Origin of the sequence: Lentzea tibetensis (assembly GCF_007845675.1) — a bacterium.
Taxonomy (GTDB): Bacteria; Actinomycetota; Actinomycetes; order Mycobacteriales; family Pseudonocardiaceae; genus Lentzea; species Lentzea tibetensis.
The window spans coordinates 34,463-51,648 of the sequence record NZ_VOBR01000030.1 but is presented as its reverse complement, the minus strand read 5'-3'; the positions used below and the strand labels follow the sequence as shown (position 1 = coordinate 51,648).

At 70.0% G+C, this 17,186-nt stretch carries 19 protein-coding genes and 1 pseudogene; 5 read left to right on the top strand and 15 right to left on the bottom strand.

Going from position 1 to position 17,186, the window contains the following annotated elements; genetic code table 11:
• Positions 1 to 126: 126 nt before the first annotated feature.
• On the top strand, positions 127 to 1,542 hold the full coding sequence (locus FKR81_RS34725) for an aldehyde dehydrogenase family protein (protein ID WP_146358476.1): 1,416 nt from the start codon (positions 127 to 129) through the stop codon (positions 1,540 to 1,542).
• A 134-nt stretch (positions 1,543 to 1,676) separates the two neighbouring features.
• Positions 1,677 to 4,496, top strand: a complete 2,820-nt coding sequence (locus FKR81_RS34720) for an aconitate hydratase (protein ID WP_146358475.1) — start codon at positions 1,677 to 1,679, stop codon at positions 4,494 to 4,496.
• A gap of 30 nt (positions 4,497 to 4,526) precedes the next feature.
• On the opposite strand, the gene FKR81_RS34715 is transcribed toward FKR81_RS34720, so the two are convergent.
• The gene (locus FKR81_RS34715; protein ID WP_146358474.1) at positions 4,527 to 5,132 is read right to left on the bottom strand and encodes a hypothetical protein; all 606 of its coding nucleotides are present in this window, start codon (positions 5,130 to 5,132) and stop codon (positions 4,527 to 4,529) included.
• Positions 5,133 to 5,185: 53 nt separating this feature from the next.
• On the opposite strand from FKR81_RS34715, the gene FKR81_RS34710 reads away from it, so the two are divergent.
• On the top strand, positions 5,186 to 5,779 hold the full coding sequence (locus FKR81_RS34710; protein ID WP_146358473.1) for a SecDF P1 head subdomain-containing protein: 594 nt from the start codon (positions 5,186 to 5,188) through the stop codon (positions 5,777 to 5,779).
• Between the two features lie 62 nt (positions 5,780 to 5,841).
• On the opposite strand, the gene FKR81_RS34705 is transcribed toward FKR81_RS34710, so the two are convergent.
• Complete coding sequence (locus tag FKR81_RS34705; RefSeq protein WP_146358472.1) at positions 5,842 to 6,537, bottom strand: hypothetical protein; 696 nt, start codon at positions 6,535 to 6,537, stop codon at positions 5,842 to 5,844.
• Between the two features lie 22 nt (positions 6,538 to 6,559).
• Between FKR81_RS34705 and FKR81_RS34700 the strand changes: the two genes are divergently transcribed.
• Complete coding sequence (locus FKR81_RS34700) at positions 6,560 to 7,138, top strand: class I SAM-dependent methyltransferase (protein ID WP_146358471.1); 579 nt, start codon at positions 6,560 to 6,562, stop codon at positions 7,136 to 7,138.
• Here the strand turns inward: FKR81_RS34700 and FKR81_RS34695 are convergent.
• Positions 7,116 to 7,730: a hypothetical protein gene (locus tag FKR81_RS34695; protein ID WP_146358470.1), complete on the bottom strand. Its 615-nt coding sequence runs from the start codon at positions 7,728 to 7,730 to the stop codon at positions 7,116 to 7,118. The two genes, FKR81_RS34700 and FKR81_RS34695, sit on opposite strands and share 23 nt — an antisense overlap.
• Before the next feature lie 85 nt (positions 7,731 to 7,815).
• Here FKR81_RS34695 and FKR81_RS34690 point away from each other — a divergent pair, with 85 nt between their 5' ends.
• On the top strand, positions 7,816 to 8,241 hold the full coding sequence (locus FKR81_RS34690; protein ID WP_146358469.1) for a DUF1761 domain-containing protein: 426 nt from the start codon (positions 7,816 to 7,818) through the stop codon (positions 8,239 to 8,241).
• Here FKR81_RS34690 and FKR81_RS34685 read toward each other — a convergent pair.
• The 12 genes and pseudogenes from FKR81_RS34685 to FKR81_RS43950 all read right to left on the bottom strand — a co-directional run.
• A pseudogene (locus FKR81_RS34685) lies at positions 8,239 to 8,661 on the bottom strand (PH domain-containing protein); the annotation flags it as partial. The gene FKR81_RS34690 and the pseudogene FKR81_RS34685 sit on opposite strands and share 3 nt — an antisense overlap.
• On the bottom strand, positions 8,658 to 9,155 hold the full coding sequence (ribH, locus tag FKR81_RS34680; RefSeq protein WP_146358467.1) for a 6,7-dimethyl-8-ribityllumazine synthase: 498 nt from the start codon (positions 9,153 to 9,155) through the stop codon (positions 8,658 to 8,660). The pseudogene FKR81_RS34685 and the gene ribH, both read right to left, overlap by 4 nt.
• Entirely contained in the window at positions 9,152 to 10,411 is a 1,260-nt protein-coding gene (locus FKR81_RS34675; protein ID WP_146358466.1) for a bifunctional 3,4-dihydroxy-2-butanone-4-phosphate synthase/GTP cyclohydrolase II, read from the bottom strand. Before FKR81_RS34675 ends, ribH begins: the two co-directional genes overlap by 4 nt.
• Entirely contained in the window at positions 10,408 to 11,037 is a 630-nt protein-coding gene (locus tag FKR81_RS34670) for a riboflavin synthase (protein WP_146358465.1), read from the bottom strand. The genes FKR81_RS34675 and FKR81_RS34670 overlap by 4 nt, the downstream gene beginning before the upstream one ends.
• On the bottom strand, positions 11,018 to 12,025 hold the full coding sequence (gene ribD / locus FKR81_RS34665; RefSeq protein ID WP_146358533.1) for a bifunctional diaminohydroxyphosphoribosylaminopyrimidine deaminase/5-amino-6-(5-phosphoribosylamino)uracil reductase RibD: 1,008 nt from the start codon (positions 12,023 to 12,025) through the stop codon (positions 11,018 to 11,020). Before ribD ends, FKR81_RS34670 begins: the two co-directional genes overlap by 20 nt.
• A gap of 14 nt (positions 12,026 to 12,039) precedes the next feature.
• Complete coding sequence (gene rpe / locus FKR81_RS34660) at positions 12,040 to 12,705, bottom strand: ribulose-phosphate 3-epimerase (RefSeq protein ID WP_146358532.1); 666 nt, start codon at positions 12,703 to 12,705, stop codon at positions 12,040 to 12,042.
• A gap of 32 nt (positions 12,706 to 12,737) precedes the next feature.
• Positions 12,738 to 13,514, bottom strand: coding sequence for a hypothetical protein (locus tag FKR81_RS34655; protein WP_146358464.1), 777 nt, complete (start codon positions 13,512 to 13,514; stop codon positions 12,738 to 12,740).
• Positions 13,515 to 13,518: 4 nt separating this feature from the next.
• A complete protein-coding gene (locus FKR81_RS34650) occupies positions 13,519 to 14,007 on the bottom strand; it encodes a flavoprotein (RefSeq protein WP_146358463.1) in 489 nt (162 codons plus the stop codon).
• Positions 14,004 to 15,458 carry an RsmB/NOP family class I SAM-dependent RNA methyltransferase gene (locus FKR81_RS34645; RefSeq protein WP_146358462.1) on the bottom strand — a complete coding sequence of 485 codons (1,455 nt, stop codon included), beginning with the start codon at positions 15,456 to 15,458 and terminating at the stop codon, positions 14,004 to 14,006. The genes FKR81_RS34650 and FKR81_RS34645 overlap by 4 nt, the downstream gene beginning before the upstream one ends.
• Complete coding sequence (gene fmt, locus FKR81_RS34640) at positions 15,455 to 16,378, bottom strand: methionyl-tRNA formyltransferase (RefSeq protein ID WP_146358461.1); 924 nt, start codon at positions 16,376 to 16,378, stop codon at positions 15,455 to 15,457. Before fmt ends, FKR81_RS34645 begins: the two co-directional genes overlap by 4 nt.
• A 1-nt stretch (position 16,379) precedes the next feature.
• A complete protein-coding gene (gene def, locus FKR81_RS34635; protein WP_146358460.1) occupies positions 16,380 to 16,928 on the bottom strand; it encodes a peptide deformylase in 549 nt (182 codons plus the stop codon).
• 49 nt (positions 16,929 to 16,977) lie between these two features.
• On the bottom strand, positions 16,978 to 17,127 hold the full coding sequence (locus FKR81_RS43950) for a hypothetical protein (RefSeq protein ID WP_186763351.1): 150 nt from the start codon (positions 17,125 to 17,127) through the stop codon (positions 16,978 to 16,980).
• Between the last annotated feature and the right edge of the window lie 59 nt (positions 17,128 to 17,186).

Sequence of the window (17,186 nt, the reverse complement as noted above, 5' to 3'; positions counted from 1 at the left end):
CATCACTCGCATTTTGCCGGTCCAAAGATTCACTGAATCCCCGAATCACCAGGTAAGCGCTTACCATGCACAGGACACGAAGGTCCTACTCCTGGGCCCAGAAGCTTGTCAAGATCGGGATCCGAGATGCGCATATCGAACGGCAGGCATTACATCGACGGCGATTTCGTGGTACCGGCGAGTGGCGCCACTGCTCCTGTCCAGGAGAAGGCCACTAATGCCGTGATCGGCGAGTACGCGCTGGGAAACGAGAAGGACGTACGTCTTGCTGTCGCCAGTTCTGTCAACGCGCAGAAAGGTTGGGCAGCTCTGCTTCCGGCCGAGCGCGCGGCGGCGGTGCGCAAGATCGCCCGCGTGATCGAGAACCGCGCCGACGACTTCGTGCACCACCTGATGCGCGAGACCGGCGGCGTGGAGGCGAAGGCGCGCGGTGAGGTCGGGGCCGCGCTCTCCCGGCTGAACGTGTCCGCCGCGCAGGCGCAGCTCGCTCGCGGCGAGATCCAGCCCTCGCCGAAGCCCGGCAAGCTGACGCTGCTCGAACGGATCCCGCTCGGCGTCGTCGGCGTGATCACGCCGTGGAACTTCCCGCTGGTGCTGGCGATGCGCGCGATGGCGCCCGCACTGGCCGTCGGCAACGCCGTGGTGCTCAAGCCGGCCGAGCTGACGCCGATCGCGGGCGGGCAGCTGCTCGCCGAGGTCTGCCACGAGGCGGGCATCCCACCGGGCGTGTTCAACGTCGTCACCGGTGACGGCCCGGACGCGGGCGAGCCGCTCGCCGCGCACCCGGACGTCGCACTGGTGCACTTCACCGGCTCGAACGAGATCGGCGTGCGGGTGGCCGGGATCGCGGCGCGCGACCTGCGCCGGACGTGCCTGGAACTGGGCGGCGACAACGCGTTCGCGGTGCTGGACGACGCCGACGTGGAGGCCGCGGCGACGTGCGGCGCGTGGACGTCGTTCGACTTCCAGGGCCAGACCTGCATCACCGCGTCGCGGCACATCGTGCACCGGGCGGTGCTGGAGCCGTACCTGGAGGCGCTGACCCGGCGCGCGCGGCAGATCGTGGTCGGCGACCCGACCCGGCCCGGCGTGCACCTCGGGCCGTTGATCAGCGCCGAGCAGCTGCACCGCGTGCACGACCGGATCGTGCAGCCGTCGATCGAGATGGGCGCCCGCGTGGTCACCGGCGCGACCCACGACGGACTGTTCTACCAGCCGACCGTGCTGGCCGACGTGACACCGGAGATGCCCGCGTTCACCGAGGAGATCTTCGGGCCGGTCGCGCCGGTGACCGTGGTCGACAGCGAGGAGGAGGCGCTGGCGCTCGTGAACAGGTGCCAGGCGCTGGTCAACGCGGTCCACACCGGCGATCTCGCGAGGGGACTCGCGTTCGCGCAACAGGTGGACAGCAAGAACGTGCACGTCAACGACGCGGGCCCGCGCCCGACGGACGCCGACGACGTCGATCTCGACGAGTTCACGAAGCGCCGCTGGATCGGTCTGCAACGATCTTCGCTGACGTACCCGGACTGGGCGCGGTGACTTAGGCCAACCTTGGTTGAAACGGAATACAGGACACGCGTACTGTTTGAGGCGAGAGGGCGACGCTGCAGGCGGTGAACGCGTGTAGAAGACTCGCTCCTGTTACCCCGAACTGACCACCTGCGCTGTCACCAATGGAGTTGCACGTGACTAGTAAGGACAGCTTCGGCGCCCGCGGAACGCTCACGGTCGGCGACGCCTCGTACGAGGTGTTCCGACTGGGCGCCGTGGAGGGCGCAGAGCGTCTTCCGTTCAGCCTGAAGATCCTGCTGGAGAACCTGCTGCGGACCGAGGACGGCGCGAACATCACCGCCGACCACGTGCGCGCGCTCGCCAACTGGGACCCCAGCGCCGAGCCGAACACCGAGATCCAGTTCACCCCGGCCCGCGTGGTGATGCAGGACTTCACCGGCGTCCCCTGCGTCGTCGACCTCGCCACCATGCGCGAGGCCGTGACCCAGCTCGGTGGCGACGCCGAGAAGGTGAACCCGCTCGCGCCCGCCGAGCTCGTGATCGACCACTCGGTCATCGCCGACATCTTCGGCCGCCCGGACGCGTTCGAGCTCAACGTCGACCTCGAGTACCAGCGCAACCGCGAGCGCTACCAGTTCCTGCGCTGGGGTCAGACGGCGTTCGACGAGTTCAAGGTCGTCCCGCCCGGCACCGGCATCGTGCACCAGGTCAACATCGAGCACCTGGCCCGCGTGGTCATGGTCCGCAACGGCCAGGCGTACCCGGACACCCTCGTCGGCACCGACTCGCACACCACGATGGTCAACGGCATCGGCGTGCTGGGCTGGGGCGTCGGCGGCATCGAGGCGGAGGCCGCGATGCTCGGCCAGCCCGTGTCGATGCTCATCCCGCGCGTCGTCGGCTTCAAGCTGTCCGGTGAGCTGCCCCCCGGCGCCACCGCGACGGACCTCGTGCTGACGATCACCGAGATGCTGCGCAAGCAAGGCGTCGTCGGCAAGTTCGTCGAGTTCTACGGCGAGGGCGTCAGCGCGGTGCCGCTGGCCAACCGCGCCACCATCGGCAACATGTCGCCGGAGTTCGGCTCCACGGTCGGCATCTTCCCGATCGACTCCGAGACGATCGACTACCTGCGCCTGACCGGCCGTTCGGCCGAGCAGATCGCACTGGTCGAGGCGTACGCCAAGGAGCAGGGCCTCTGGCACGACCCGTCGCGCGAGGCCGTGTACTCCGAGACGCTCGAGCTGGACCTGTCGACGGTCGTCCCGTCGATCGCCGGCCCGAAGCGCCCGCAGGACCGCATCGAGCTGACCAACGCCAAGGAGTCGTTCCGCCAGGCGCTCGGCGCGTACGTCGACCACACCGAGTCCGCCGCGCTGTCCGGTGTCGACGAGGCCGTCGACGAGTCCTTCCCCGCGAGCGACCCTGCTGCCATCCACGAGGGCGGCAACGGAAGCGGCAAGCCCGCGGTGTTCCAGTCCGCCGCCGAGGGCTCCACCGGCCGGGTCTCGAACCCGGTCAAGGTGTCGCTGGACGGCGCGGAGTTCGAGCTGGACCACGGCGCCGTCGCGATCGCCGCGATCACGTCGTGCACCAACACCTCGAACCCGTCGGTGATGCTCGGCGCCGCACTGCTCGCGAAGAAGGCCGTCGAGCGCGGCCTGGAGCGCAAGCCGTGGGTCAAGACGACCCTCGCGCCCGGCTCCAAGGTCGTCATGGACTACTACGAGCGCGCCGGCCTCATGCCCTACCTGGAGAAGCTGGGCTTCCACCTGGTCGGCTACGGCTGCACCACGTGCATCGGCAACTCGGGCCCGCTGCAGGAGGAGATCTCCGCGGGCGTGCAGCAGGGCGACCTCGCGGTCGTCTCGGTGCTGTCCGGCAACCGCAACTTCGAGGGCCGGATCAACCCGGACATCAAGATGAACTACCTCGCGTCGCCGCCGCTCGTCGTGGCGTACGCGCTGGCCGGTTCGATGGACAAGGACATCACCACCGAGCCGCTCGCGTTCGATCCGGACGGCAAGCCGGTGTACCTCTCGGAGATCTGGCCGACCCCGGCCGAGATCGCCGAGGTGATCGCCTCCTCGATCTCCCCCGAGGGCTTCACCAAGGGCTACACCAACGTGTTCTCCGGTGACGAGCGCTGGCAGTCGCTGCCCACGCCGACCGGCAACACCTTCGAGTGGGACCCCGAGTCGACCTACGTCCGCAAGCCCCCGTACTTCGAGGGCATGCGGATGGAGCTGACCCCGGTCACCGAGATCTCCGGCGCCCGCGTGCTCGCCCTGCTGGGCGACTCCGTGACGACGGACCACATCTCCCCCGCCGGTTCCATCAAGGGTGACTCGCCTGCAGGTCTCTACCTGTCCTCGCACGGCGTGGACCGCAAGGACTTCAACAGCTACGGCTCGCGCCGCGGCAACCACGAGGTCATGATCCGCGGCACCTTCGCGAACATCCGGCTGCGCAACCAGCTGCTGGACGACGTGCAGGGCGGCTTCACCCGCGACTTCCTCGCCGAGGGCGCTCCGCAGACCACGATCTACGACGCCTCGGTGTCGTACGCGGCGGCCGGCGTGCCGCTGGTCGTGCTGGCGGGCAAGGAGTACGGCTCCGGCTCGTCCCGCGACTGGGCCGCCAAGGGCACGTCGCTCCTGGGTGTCCGCGCCGTCATCGCCGAGTCCTTCGAGCGCATCCACCGCTCGAACCTGATCGGCATGGGCGTCCTGCCGCTGCAGTTCCCGGAGGGCTCCACCGCGGCGTCCCTCGGCCTCGACGGCACCGAGACGTTCGACTTCACCGGCATCACCGAGCTCAACTCCGGCACCACGCCGTCTGTTGTCCACGTGGTGGCTGCCAAGGCCGACGGGTCTTCCGTGGAGTTCGACGCGGTTGTCCGCATCGACACTCCTGGTGAGGCCGACTACTACCGCAACGGCGGCATCATGCAGTACGTGCTGCGCAAGATGGTTCGCAGCTAGTCGTTGTGTTCGTGAGGGGCCCGTCCGCGTTCAGCGGGCGGGCCCTTCGCTCATCTTCAGCAGCACGCGGTTGATCTCCTCGTTCACCCGCCGATCGATCTCCGCCACCTGCTGGGCGATGACCGCTTCGACGCGCAGGTCCGCGATGAGCTCCTCCCGCGGCACCGCGGGCAACACCTCGGACACGTCGTCAACACGTGCCGCAGCCCACGCGTGCACCTCAGCGACATCCTCCGGCGGCGTGGAGAACGTGTTCGGGCTGTAGGGAACCATGCCGTACCGCGGCTTCTCCCGCAGCAGGCCACCCCGGACCACGTCACCCGCCGGCTCGAGGACGTAGTAGGCGCACTCGCCCCAGAGATCGGCGAGCAGGATCCCCACGTTCCCCTGCTCCAGCCGATCCGCCAGCGCCTCGCAGTTGCGCGCCAGGTGGCCGGCGGGTCCGAAGGCCTCGTTCCGGTACGCGGCGGTCCCGTGGCCGAGCCGGACGCCGATGCCGTCGTGGTGCCGGGGAAGCCACACCAGCTCCTGGCCCCGGTACTGCGCCAGCCAGTCCGCCAGCGGCATGAGCGAGGCCGGTGGATCCTCCGGCCACGGGTCCAGCGGGTCCTGCGTGGTCAGGGTGAAGACCGCCATGGCGGAACCCTACGGACGCACGGGAACGAGAGACCCGCGGGTACGCTCGCGTGGTGTCACGCGTTCTGCTCGCCGTCGCCGCTCTCGCGCTGGCCGGGTGCACGACCGCGATCACGGGCGATGCCCAGCCGGCTGCGGAAAGCGCCCTGGCGGAGTTCGTGTTCCGCCCGGTGCTCGGCGAACCGCTGCCTGCCGCGGCCGGCTCCGAGGCCAACGTCTCCCGGCAGAGTCGCGATCCCGACCAGCAGAAGCAGGCCGCCGAAGCGCTCGACTGCGCGAAGCCCGACCCGCTGACCGGCCTCGACGATCACGAGCTGCCGCTGGTCACGTGTGACGCGAAGGGCGACTACAAGTACGTGCTCGGTTCAGTCATCTTCGACGGCGACGCGATCAGCAAGGCCGAGGCCGCCCAGAACAACGACTCCAACGGCTGGGTGCTGCGGCTGACGTTCACCGCTGAGGGCACCAGCACGTGGGGCGAGTACACCTCGACGCACGTCCAGGAGCAGGTCGCGATCGTCCTGCGCACCAAGGTCCTGTCGGCGCCCACGATCCAGGCGCCCATCCTCAACGGTGTCACGGAGATCTCCGGCGACTTCTCCCGCGAGGACGCCGAGCGCCTCGCCGACCAGCTGTCCGGGAGGTGACGCCGTGGTCGGCCGTCTCGCGTACGACCTGATGTACCGCACCGCAGCTGGTCAGCGGACATTCAGGAATGGCCGTTCACCCCGGTGGGCGGCCACTCCAAATCCTCCGGGTAACCGAGCGGCCGTGGCGTGTCCGGGTCCCACGGCACGTCCACGGTCATCTTCCTGAGCACCCGGTTGATCTCCGCCTGCACCCGCGAATCGATCTCGGCCACCACGAACGCCGTCTCGGACTCGGTGCGCAGGTTCTCCACGAGCTCGCCCAGCGGCAGTGAAGGCAGGCGACTCGGCCTGTCGTCCACGTGCGCCGCCGCCCATGCGTGGAGGGCATCGATGTCCTCAGGCGTCCGTGGCACGCCGCCGGAGACATGAGGCATGACAATGTCGCTGGGCGGCTTCTCGTCCATGAAGGCAGGAATCAGCTTGGTCGTCCGGACCACCTGCCGCTCGGGCACGAAGGCCACGTAGCAGGTTCCGCTCATGAAGGCCCCCAGCAACCCGACACGTCCCGCCTCGAGGCGGTCGGCGACGGCCGCGCAGTTGCGTGCCATGTGCTGGGCGCTCCCCCAACACTCCTCCAGCGCCGACCACGTCCCGTCGCCGAGCCGGAACCCGACACCCTCGTAGTGCTCAGGCCTCCACACGAGCTCCTGGCCGCGGTACTGCCGCACCCACTCGGCGAGCCGCATGAGCGTGGCGGGCTCGCAGTCGTAGTCGAACTCGAACGGGTACTTGGTCATCAGGGTGAACACGGCCACACCGGAAGCGTACGGTCGGAACATGGTCGGCCGTCGTGCTTACAACTTCATGTACCGCACCTGGGCACCGTGGGAGAGCGGGCCTCGCGAAGAGCTCGTCGACCTCGTCACGAGGCACGTGCTCGAACCCGGCCGCGCCATCGACCTGGGTTGCGGCAGCGGTGCGAACGCCATCTTCCTGGCACAGCGCGGATTCGAGGTGACGGGTGTCGACTTCTCCCCCGTCGGACTGGAGAAGGCGCGCCGGAAGGCCAAGGACCTGCCGGCGCGGTTCCTCGAGGGCGACCTCACGGCCGACCAGATTCCCGGCGTCGACGGCACGTTCGACCTGCTCGTCGACTACGGCGTGCTGGACGATCTCAGGGGCCCGCAACGCGAAGCCATGGCGCGGACGATCCTGCGGCTGTCGCACGAGAATTCACGCTTCTTGCTGTGGTGCTTCTACGACGAGATCCCGTGGTGGCGCCGCAAGGGCGCCCGGTTCCCCGGACTGAAGCCGGGTGAGGAGACCGAGCTGTTCGGTGCCGACTGGACGATCGAGCGGCTCCCGAGGCCCGCCAACGGGTTCGCCGCGTTCCTCATGAGCCGGCGTCAGCGCTGAACGGCACGACCTCGAGTCCGTCGAACCTGCCGTGCACGATGTCGGTGATCTTGTAGGGCTGCGACTCGTAGTACTTCCGCGCGCCGCTCCACTGGTCGTAGCAGAGCACGCGCAACTGGAGGTACGCGCCCTCGCTCCGCTTGAGCATCGCCTCGAACGTCAGGCCCTGCCGCTGCGCCTCCACCGGGTACAGGGTCGCCAGGATCGCCTTGGTGTCACTGTTGTCCGGCTCCAGCAGCTCGTCCATGCGCAGCCGGAAGAACCACGCCTCGCCGGGGCCGAGCCTCATCGCCTTCGCGTTCGGCACCGGCACGCGGAGCGGGAACATGATGGTCGGGACGTCCAGCCCCGGATACACCGACACACCCGGATAGCAGATCCTGGTGTCCACCGACAGGTCGATCACGCCGCGCTTGCCGGTGTTCATCACCTTGACCCGGTAGGTGGACCGGGACGTGGCGTCCGGCAGCACGCTGATCTTGTCGCTGAACCCCAGGCGCGGTGCCCACACGTGGGAGACCGCGTACCACCAGATCGTCGACAACGCGAAGCCGCCGATCAGACCGACCAGACTCCACACCGCTTCCTTCACCGGACGCGGTCCCCTCTCGTCGCACGGCGGTAACGACCGTGCTCCACATCGCGATTCCCAGGCACCCGATCAAGCTGGAGGAGCTATGAGCTTCAGCCTACTCGGCGACCTCAACTGGTTCGCCGTCATCGTCGCCGGCATCGTCTACTTCGGTCTCGGCGGGCTCTGGTACGCCGAGTTCGCGTTCGGCAAGGCGTGGCAGAAGGCCATGGGCTGGGACGGCGCCTCGGGCGGCGGCACGGGCCCGGCCGTCTACGCCGTGCCGCTCGCCACGTGCTTCGTCGCCACGCTCGCGACCGCCCTGATCGCACAGGCCACCGGCACCGACACCATCGGCGAGGCGATCGTGCTGGCGATCGTCGTCGGCATCGGCATCAGCGCCGCGGTCCTGTTCGTGACGGGCCTGTTCGACGCGACGAAGCCGTCAGGAATGACCACCGTCGCCATCAGCGGTGGGTACCACTTCGTCGGCCTGCTCCTCGCCAGCGTCATCCTGTCCCTTTGGCGGTGAAGCGACCCGGTGCAGCTCACGCAACGCGCGCACGGCTTTCACGGCGTGCTCGCGGTCCGTCGCCTGCACCGCCATGATCGAGATGAACTCGTCGTGCGGCAGCTCCAGACGCGCCCACGCGGCACCGTCCGGGAAGCTGACGTAGAGCACGTCCGTCCACTTGAAACGGTGCACGGTGAAGACGTTGCGCACCTCGACGCCCTCGGCGTCGGCCCGCACGCGCGGCCGCGTCAGCAGCAGCACGCCACCGGCGAGCAGGAAGCCCAGCAGCACCATGGCGACCTGGTCGGACACCCGGAAGATCACACCCGTCGGCGTGTTGCCCAGCAGCACGCCGACGATCGCGAACACGACCACCAGACCCACCGCGCACACCCACGCGACGCGGCGGATCTTGCGCGGACGGCACTCGACACTCACTCGTAGCCCCGCTCGGTCCACGGCTGACGCAGCCCGCGCAGCACGAGAGCGGTGTCGATGGCCGCGACACAGGCCTCGAAACCCTTGTCCTCCACCGAGTCCGGCAGCCCGGCCCGCGCCAGCGCCTGCTCCTCGGTGTTGCACGTGAGCACGCCGTTGCCGACCGGCGTCGACTCGTCCAGCGACACCCGCGTCAGGCCGTCGGTCACCGCGTCGCACACGTACTCGAAGTGCGGCGTGCCACCGCGGATCACGACACCCAGCGCGACGACGGCGTCGTGGTGACGCGCGAGCTCCTGCACCACAACGGGAAGCTCGATCGCGCCCGCGACGCGGACGACCGTGGTGTCGACGCAACCCGCCTTGCCCGCGGCTTCGAGTGCGCGCGAGACGAGCTGGTCGGTGATCTTGGTGTGCCAGCGGGTGGCGACGATCGCGAGTCGCAGCCCCTCTCCGCGCGGCACCTCGATCTCGGGACGGCCTTCGCCGCTCATTCCTGTTCCTCCGTAGCCGAAACGACGGCCTCGTACTGTTCGAGCTGATGCAGTTCGTGACCCATGCGGTCGCGCTTGGTGCGCAGGTACCGCAGGTTCTCCGGGTTCGGCGAGATCGGCAGCGGCACGCGGTCGACGACGCGGAGGCCGTACCCCGCCTCCAGGCCGACGCGCTTGGCCGGGTTGTTCGTCAGCAGGCGCATCGACTTGATGCCCAGGTCGATCAGGATCTGCGCGCCCGTGCCGTAGTCGCGCGCGTCGGCGGGCACGCCCAGCGCGAGGTTCGCGTCGACGGTGTCCGCGCCCGCGTCCTGCAGCTGGTAGGCCTGCAGCTTGTGCATGAGGCCGATGCCGCGGCCCTCGTGCCCGCGCATGTACAGCACGACGCCGCGACCTTGCGCCGCAACGGCTTCCAGCGCCGCGTCGAGCTGCGGGCCGCAGTCGCAGCGCAGCGAACCGAACACGTCACCGGTCAGGCACTCGGAGTGCACGCGCACCAGCACGTCCTCGCCGTCGCCGATCTCGCCGTACACCAGCGCGACGTGCTCGATGCCGTCCAGCAGGCTGTCGTAGCCCACCGCGGTGAACACGCCGTGCGCGGTCGGGATGCGCGCCTCGGCGACCCGCTCGACCTGCGTCTCCTTGCGGCGGCGGTACGCGATGAGGTCCGCGATCGTGATGATCGCCAGGTCGTGGTCGGCGGCGAACACCTCGAGCTCGTCGCGTTGCGCCATGTCCTCCTCGACCTTCTGCGACACGATCTCGCAGAGCACGCCGACGGGCGCGAGCCCGGCGAGGCGCGACAGGTCGACCGCGGCCTCGGTGTGGCCGGGCCTGCGCAGCACGCCGCCGTCCTTGGCGCGCAACGGAACCACGTGGCCGGGCCGGTTGAAGTCCGTGGCCTTGGCGTGCGGGTCGGCGAGCAGCCGGATGGTCCGCGCGCGGTCAGCGGCCGAGATGCCGGTCGTGATGCCCTCGCGCGCGTCGACCGTGACGGTGTACGCGGTGCCGCGCTGGTCCTGGTTCGTGTGGTACATCGGCGGCAGGTCGAGGCGGTCGCAGTCCTGCTCGGTGAGCGACACGCACACGTAGCCGGACGTGTAGCGGACCATGAACGCCAGCAGCTCCGGCGTCGCCTTCTCCGCCGCGAAGATCAGGTCGCCCTCGTTCTCGCGGTCCTCGTCGTCGACCACGACGACGGGGCGTCCGGAGGCGATGTCCTTGATCGCCCGCTCGATGTCTGCGTAGTCACTCACGGGGTCTCCTCGGCGGCGTTTCCAGCATTGTCGCGCAGGTGCGGTGCGGCGAGCCGCTCGACGTACTTCGCGAGCACGTCGACCTCGAGGTTCACGTGGTCACCCGGCTTGCGCTGGCCGAGCGTCGTCAGCTCCAGCGTGGTCGGGATGAGGCTCACCGAGAACTGGTCGATGTCGATGTGCACCACGGTCAGCGACACGCCGTCGACCGTGATGGAGCCCTTCTCGACGACGTACCGCGCGAGGGTGGGCGGGAGTCCGATGTGGACCATCTCCCAGTGCTCGGCCTTCTCGCGCGCCAGCACGGTTCCCGTGCCGTCGACGTGGCCCTGCACGATGTGCCCGCCGATGCGCTGGCCCAGCGCGGCGGCCCGCTCCAGGTTGACGCGGTCGCCCTCGGCGATCTTGTTCAGGCTGCTGCGGGTGAGCGTCTCGCGCATCACGTCCGCGGTGAACGCGCCGTCGACCACGTCGACGACGGTGAGGCACACGCCGTTCACCGCGATCGAGTCGCCGTGCTTGGCGTCGCTCGTGACGAGCGGGCCCGCGATGGTGACGCGTGCGGCGTCCGGCAGGTCGGTCACTTCCACGACCCGGCCGAGTTCCTCAACGATCCCGGTGAACACCATTCCTCCTTTGCGGAACCGCGCTGATCCGCATATCGGCACCGCTCATGGTGACTTCTTCGACGTCCAGCCGGACAGCATCCGTGATGGTTGACACGCCCGCGTCCTTCAGCGCCTCGGGGCCCGCGCCCAGCAGCACGGGCGCCACGTAGGCCACGACGCGGTCGATCCGTCCTCGTTCGAGGAACGCGCCTGCCAGCGTCGGGCCGCCTTCCAGCAGCACGTCGACGACGCCGCGTCCGGCGAGCTCACTCAGCACCACGTCAGGATCCCGCGTTCTGAGGTGCAATGCGGTCGTTTTCAACTTGGCCGCCGGAGGGATTTCGCTCGTGCCCACGATCACGGGCAACGGCTGGCGCGCCAACGGCATTCCGTCCGCGTCCCGCGCGGTCAGCGCCGGGTCGTCCGCGCGGACGGTTCCGGTGCCCACCACGATGGCGTCGATCTTGGTGCGCAGGTCGTGGACCTCGCGCCTCGACGCCTCGGAGCTGATCCAGCGGCTCGTGCCGTCCTTCGCCGCCACCCTGCCGTCGAGGCTGGCCGCGTACTTCCAGGTCACGTGCGGGCGGCCGGTGCGCGCGTAGTGCAGCCACGCGCGCAGCGGGCCCTTGCCGACCGCCTCGGCGAGCACGCCTACCTCGACGTCGAGACCCGCCTTGCGGAGGATCTCCGCACCACCCGCTGCCTGCGGATTCGGGTCCGACACGGCGTAGACGACGCGCTTGACGCCCGCTTCGAGCAACGCGTCCGTGCAGGGCGGCGTGCGACCCCAGTGCGAGCAGGGTTCGAGCGTGACGTAGGCGGTGCCGCCGTGCGCGCGGTCGCCCGCGTCGTGCAGCGCCATCTTCTCCGCGTGCTTGCCGCCGGGCGGCTGGGTGGCGCCGAACCCGACGGGCTTGCCGGTGGCGTCGAGTATCACGCAGCCGACCGGCGGGTTGGGGCTCGTCGTGCCGCGGACCCGTTCGCTCTCCGCGATGGCGAGCGCCATCGCGTCCTCCGGCGTCACCTCGCCTCGTCCACCCTGTGTTCGGCAGCCTTGAGCCGCAGCGCCTCGACCGCCTTGCCGGGGTCGGTGGTGTCGTAGACGGCCGAGCCCGCGACGAAGCAGTCGACGCCTGCCTCGGCGGCCTGCTCGATGGTCTCGGCGTTGATGCCGCCGTCGATCTCGACGACGAGCTTGAGGTGGCCGGTGTCGACCAGGTTGCGCGCGGTGCGGACCTTGTCCAGCACCTCCGCCATGAACGACTGCCCGCCGAAGCCCGGCTCGACGCTCATGACGAGCAGCGTGTCGTAGTGCTTGAGCGTCTCGAGGTGCGGTTCGAGCGGGGTGCCCGGCTTGACGGACAGGCCCGCCTTCGCGCCCGCGGCGTGGAGGTTCTTGGCCAGCATGACCGGGTCGGCGGCGGCCTCGACGTGCACCGTGACGTTGTACGCGCCCGCCTCGGCGTACCCGATCGCCCAGCGGTCCGGGTCGGCGATCATGAGGTGGCAGTCCAGCGGGATGTCGGTGACCTTCAGCAGCGACTTCACCACGGGCAGGCCGAGCGTCAGGTTCGGCACGAAGTGGTTGTCCATGACGTCGACGTGGATCCAGTCCGCGGACGGCACGGCCGCGAGCTCGGCCGCGAGGTTCGCGAAGTCGGCGGACAGGATGCTGGGGGCGATCATCGGAGCGTGGACCACGACTGGTGAGTTTAGGCTCAGCCGTCGGGAAGCAGCCGGTCGGCCTCGTCGTTCACCTGGTACCGGGGCAGGGTGGTGGGCCCGATCACCTTGTAGTGCTGCCCGCCGTTGTCGAGGCGGATTTCGTAGTCGCGACCCTCGACCACGATCGCCAGCACGACCACGAACTCCACCAGGCCCGTGACGTCGGCGAAGTGCGTCCGGAGCAGCTCGGGATCGCCCGCGCTGACCTTGAACGGGAAGTCGACCGCGGGTGAGCCGTCCTCCCCCTGCTTCGGTGTGACCTGCTCCTTCAGCACGTCCGCCTCGAAGTACCGCGGCTCCAGCGCGCTGCCGCAGAGACCGGAGTTGGCCATGAACCCCGTGGTGGGCACGTCGCCGCGCCGGACGGTCTCCACCTTCAGGTCCGTCAGCAGGATCTCCTGCGCGCTCGGGTTCTGCACGTAGAGGTCGAACGTCAGCAGGCTGGACTGCTGGAACACCAGGGTGGGGTCCTTGCCGGCCGCGACGCGCGCCACGTCGGCCTTGGCCGGATCACCATCGTGGTACTGCCAACCGCACCCGTAGTACGCGGCCTTGCTCACCAGCTTCGGCGCCGGTGGTCCCGCGACGGGCACGCCCGCGGTGCCGCGGTTCAGGAAGTACCCGGCGACGGTGGCCGCGCCGACCGCGATGACCACCGCCAGAGCGGTCAGCCACCAACGGTGTTTGACGTTGAACGTAACGTCACCGTGGATCTCCTGCGCTTGGACCGCGTTCCCCCACAGGTGCCCGCTGATGCGATTGCGGTCCATGCACTCAGCGTGCGACCGCGGCCTCCAGGTAGTCGATCAGCCGTTCCGGGGACTCTGGTTCGGCTATGACCGCACCGGCCCGGCGCAGCGTCTCGACGTGGCCCGCCCACGCCGGGTGGCCGCGCTGCGCGTCGTTGGCCTGCGGCCGGATCACCATCGGCACGGTGCCGAGCGCCTCGCCCAGTGCCGTCAGCGCCTGGTTGTCCGCGATGCCGAGCGCCAGCTTCGCGATCGAGTTCGCGGTGGCGGGCGCGAAGATGAACGCGTCCGGCATCGGGTACGGCTTGGGCTCGGACGGCAGCCGGGGCAGCCACCGGACCGGCAGGTCGGTCAACGCCTGCAACGCTGCCAGCTCCGGCTCGAACCACCGCGCGACGGTCGGCGTGAACGTGATCGCCGGTTGCCAGCCGCGCTGGATCGCGGGCTCCACCAGGCCGGTGCGAAACCACTGCTCGACGCCACCGCCCGCGGACGCCACCAAGCCGAGGATCACGGCACCCGGCGGAGCACCGCGCAGAACATCGCGTCCGTGCCGTGCAGGTGCGGCCACAGCTGCACGTGCGGCCCGTCGCCGAGCTGCGGCACGCCGGGGAACAGCTCGCGCGCGTCCAGCACCTCGGCGCCGGTCCGCCGCGCGACATCGCCGACGATGGCGACCGTCTCGGACAGGTGCGGCGAGCACACGACGTACCCGACGACCCCGCCGGGCCGCACGAGCAGCAGCGCCTCGGTCAGCAGCTCGCGCTGCAGCTTGGTGAGCTGCCCGACGTCCGACGGCTGCCGCCGCCACCGCGCCTCCGGCCGCCTGCGCAACGCACCGAGCCCGGTGCACGGCGCGTCGACCAGCACGCGGTCGTACGTCCCGTGCTCGAGCCCGGACTCGCGCCCGTCGCCGACATGCACGTTCACCGGCAGCCCGCTGGTGATCTTGCGCACGAGCTCGGCGCGGTGCGGTGCCTTCTCGACGGCGTCCAGTTCGCCACCTTCGAGGCCGACGAGCGCGGCGAGCAGCACCGCCTTGCCGCCCGGCCCCGCGCACAGGTCCAGCCAGCGCTGGTCAGTGCCCTCCAGCGGCGCCCTGGTCAGTGCGAGCGCGCACAGCTGACTGCCCTCGTCCTGCACCGTTGCGAGGCGTTCGCGCACCGGGTCGAGGTCGCCGGGGTCGCCCGCACCGGCCTCGAGGTGCACGCCGTAAGGCGAGTAGGGGGCGACGTCGCCGCCGGTCATGGCGGCCAGCTCGTCCGAGCTGACCTCGCCCGGCCTGGCGACCAGGTGCACGGCCGGCCGCGCGTCGTCCGCCTCGAGTGCCAGCTTGAGCGGCTCCTCGCGGCTGCCGAGCGCCTCGGCGAACGCCTGCGCGATCCAGCGCGGGTGGGCGTTGGCCAGCGCGAGGTAGCCGATCGGGTCTTCGTCCGGGTCGGGGGCGAGCTCGTCGACCCACCCCGCCTCGTCCTGCTGGGTGATGCGCCGCAGCACCGCGTTCACGAAGCCCGCGGCACCCGAGCCCGCCTCACCGCGCACGAGATCCACAGTGGACGCGACGGCGGCGTGCGCGGGGATGCGCGTGCGCAACAGCTGGTAAGCGCCCAGACGCAGCGCGTCGAGCACCGACCCGTCCACTTCGGACAGGGGCCGGTCCGAGCACGCCTCGATCACGGTGTCCAGCAGGCCCTGCGCGCGCGAGGCACCGTAGGCGAGCTCGGTGGCGAGCGCCGCGTCCCGGCCGCTGATCCGGCGTTCGCGCAGCAGCTGCGGCAGCACCAGGTTCGCGTAGGCGTCGCGCTGGCGCACGGCGCGCAGCGTGTCCAGCGCGGCCGTGCGCGCCGGGTCCTCGACCGGCGGCCGGGACGGGCCGGTCCGGCGGCGCGGCGGGGCAGGCTTGCGCGGGCGGGACGGCTTCGAGGCTCCTCGCGAATGGCTCGAGTGGTTCCGTTCACCAGTCATGAGATCCGCTCCCCCGCTTCGATGCGCGTGCCGCGCGCCCAGTCGGTCGCCGCCATCCGCTTCTTGCCCTGGGCCTGAACCTCACCCAGCGCGACCGCGGACGTCGCGGTACCGACCAGCACCCGCTTACGTTCCACCACGATCTCCCCCGGCGGCAAATCGCCGTCCACCGGGGTGACCGGGCCCAGCTTCAGCCGCTCGCCGCGGAACGTCGCCCACGCGCCGGGTTCGGGGGTCACGGCACGCGCCAGCCGGTCCAGCACGACGGCGGACAGGCTGAAGTCGAGCCGGGCGTCCTCGACCGCGATCTTCGCCGCGTAGGTGACGCCGTCCGCGGGCTGCTCGACGGCGCGCACGGTGCCGTCCTCGATTCCGTCCACAGTGGACAGCAGCAGGGACGCACCGGAGGAAGCCAGGCGCTCCAACAGGTCGCCGGACGTGTCACGCGGCCGGACGGTCTCGGTCACCACGCCGAACACCGGGCCCGCGTCGAGCTCCTTGACGATGCGGAACGTCGACGCGCCGGTCACGTCGTCGCCGTTGCGCACCGCGGCCTGCACCGGCGCGGCACCGCGCCACGCGGGCAGCACCGAGAAGTGGAGGTTCACCCAGCCGTGCTTCGGCACGTCCAAAGTCCGCTGCGGCAGCAGGTTCCCGTACGCCACGACCGGGCACAGGTCGGGCTCCAGCGCCTTCAACCGGTCCAGGAACTCGGGTTCCCCTGCCTTCGCGGGCGTCAGCACCTCGATGCCGTGCTCGTCAGCGAGCGCGGCGACGGGTGAGCGCTCCAGCCTGCGACCGCGACCGGACGGCGCGTCGGGCCGCGTCACGACCGCGACGACCTCGTGCCGCGATGAGGAGATGAAGGCACGCAACGAGGGCAACGCGACCTCGGGCGTACCGGCGAACACCAGTCGCATGTCAGTTTGCCCTGCCGAAGAGTGGGTGGGGGCTCTGCTTGAGCGTGGGAACGGTACCGTCGAACCACTCCGCCTGCCGAATGGCCTTCATGGCGTCCTTGCGCGTCTCGGCGTCGAGCCGGTCGAGGAACAGCACGCCGTCGAGGTGGTCCGTCTCGTGCTGGATGCACCGGGCCAGCAGATCGCTGCCCTCGACCTCGACCGGGTCGCCGTGCATGTTCCAGCCCTTGGCCACGACGTGCAGGTGGCGGCGGCAGTCCCACGACATCCCTGGAATCGACAGGCACCCCTCGGGCCCGTCCTGGAACTCCTCGCCCACGACGTCGAACGTCGGGTTCACGAGGTGACCGGCGAAACCGTCGCAGTGGTAGGTGAACACGCGCAGTCCCACACCGAGCTGCGGCGCGGCGAGACCGGCACCACCGGCGTCGCGCATCGTCTCCCAGAGGTCCTTCACCAGGGTGCGCAGCTCGGCGTCGAAGTCGGTGACCTCGACGGCGGCGGTGCGCAGCACCGGGTCGCCGAACAGTCGGATGGGTTGAACGGTCACGCGCACTACTCCTCGGGGTGGACTGGCGGCCAGTCTACGAGGAGGAGCCTCAGTGCTCGGTGCCGCTTCCCAGGAAGATCACGCCCAGCAGCGCGACGGCGAAGTGGCCGGCGAACCGGGCGGCCGTGGCGAGCGCTTTCAGCACGGTGAAGACGACGGCCGGGACGGCGACGGGTGCGTGGATCGTGCTGGCGACCATGGTGGGCTCCTGTTCCCTCGTGACAGCTCCACGATGCCCCGACCGCAGGTCAGCGCACG

Bases quoted from the DNA above. Each gene is read 5' to 3' on its own strand.
- FKR81_RS34690 (WP_146358469.1), top strand. From the start codon at position 7,816: ATGAGCTTCAGCCTACTCGGCGACCTCAACTGGTTCGCCGTCATCGTC.
- fmt (WP_146358461.1), bottom strand. From the start codon at position 16,378: ATGCGACTGGTGTTCGCCGGTACGCCCGAGGTCGCGTTGCCCTCGTTG.
- FKR81_RS34715 (WP_146358474.1), bottom strand. From the start codon at position 5,132: ATGGCGGTCTTCACCCTGACCACGCAGGACCCGCTGGACCCGTGGCCG.
- FKR81_RS34725 (WP_146358476.1), top strand. From the start codon at position 127: ATGCGCATATCGAACGGCAGGCATTACATCGACGGCGATTTCGTGGTA.
- FKR81_RS34655 (WP_146358464.1), bottom strand. From the start codon at position 13,514: ATGGACCGCAATCGCATCAGCGGGCACCTGTGGGGGAACGCGGTCCAA.
- rpe (WP_146358532.1), bottom strand. From the start codon at position 12,705: ATGATCGCCCCCAGCATCCTGTCCGCCGACTTCGCGAACCTCGCGGCC.
- FKR81_RS43950 (WP_186763351.1), bottom strand. From the start codon at position 17,127: ATGGTCGCCAGCACGATCCACGCACCCGTCGCCGTCCCGGCCGTCGTC.
- FKR81_RS34700 (WP_146358471.1), top strand. From the start codon at position 6,560: ATGGTCGGCCGTCGTGCTTACAACTTCATGTACCGCACCTGGGCACCG.
- ribH (WP_146358467.1), bottom strand. From the start codon at position 9,155: ATGAGCGGCGAAGGCCGTCCCGAGATCGAGGTGCCGCGCGGAGAGGGG.
- ribD (WP_146358533.1), bottom strand. From the start codon at position 12,025: ATGGCGCTCGCCATCGCGGAGAGCGAACGGGTCCGCGGCACGACGAGC.
- FKR81_RS34720 (WP_146358475.1), top strand. From the start codon at position 1,677: ATGGAGTTGCACGTGACTAGTAAGGACAGCTTCGGCGCCCGCGGAACG.
- FKR81_RS34645 (WP_146358462.1), bottom strand. From the start codon at position 15,458: ATGACTGGTGAACGGAACCACTCGAGCCATTCGCGAGGAGCCTCGAAG.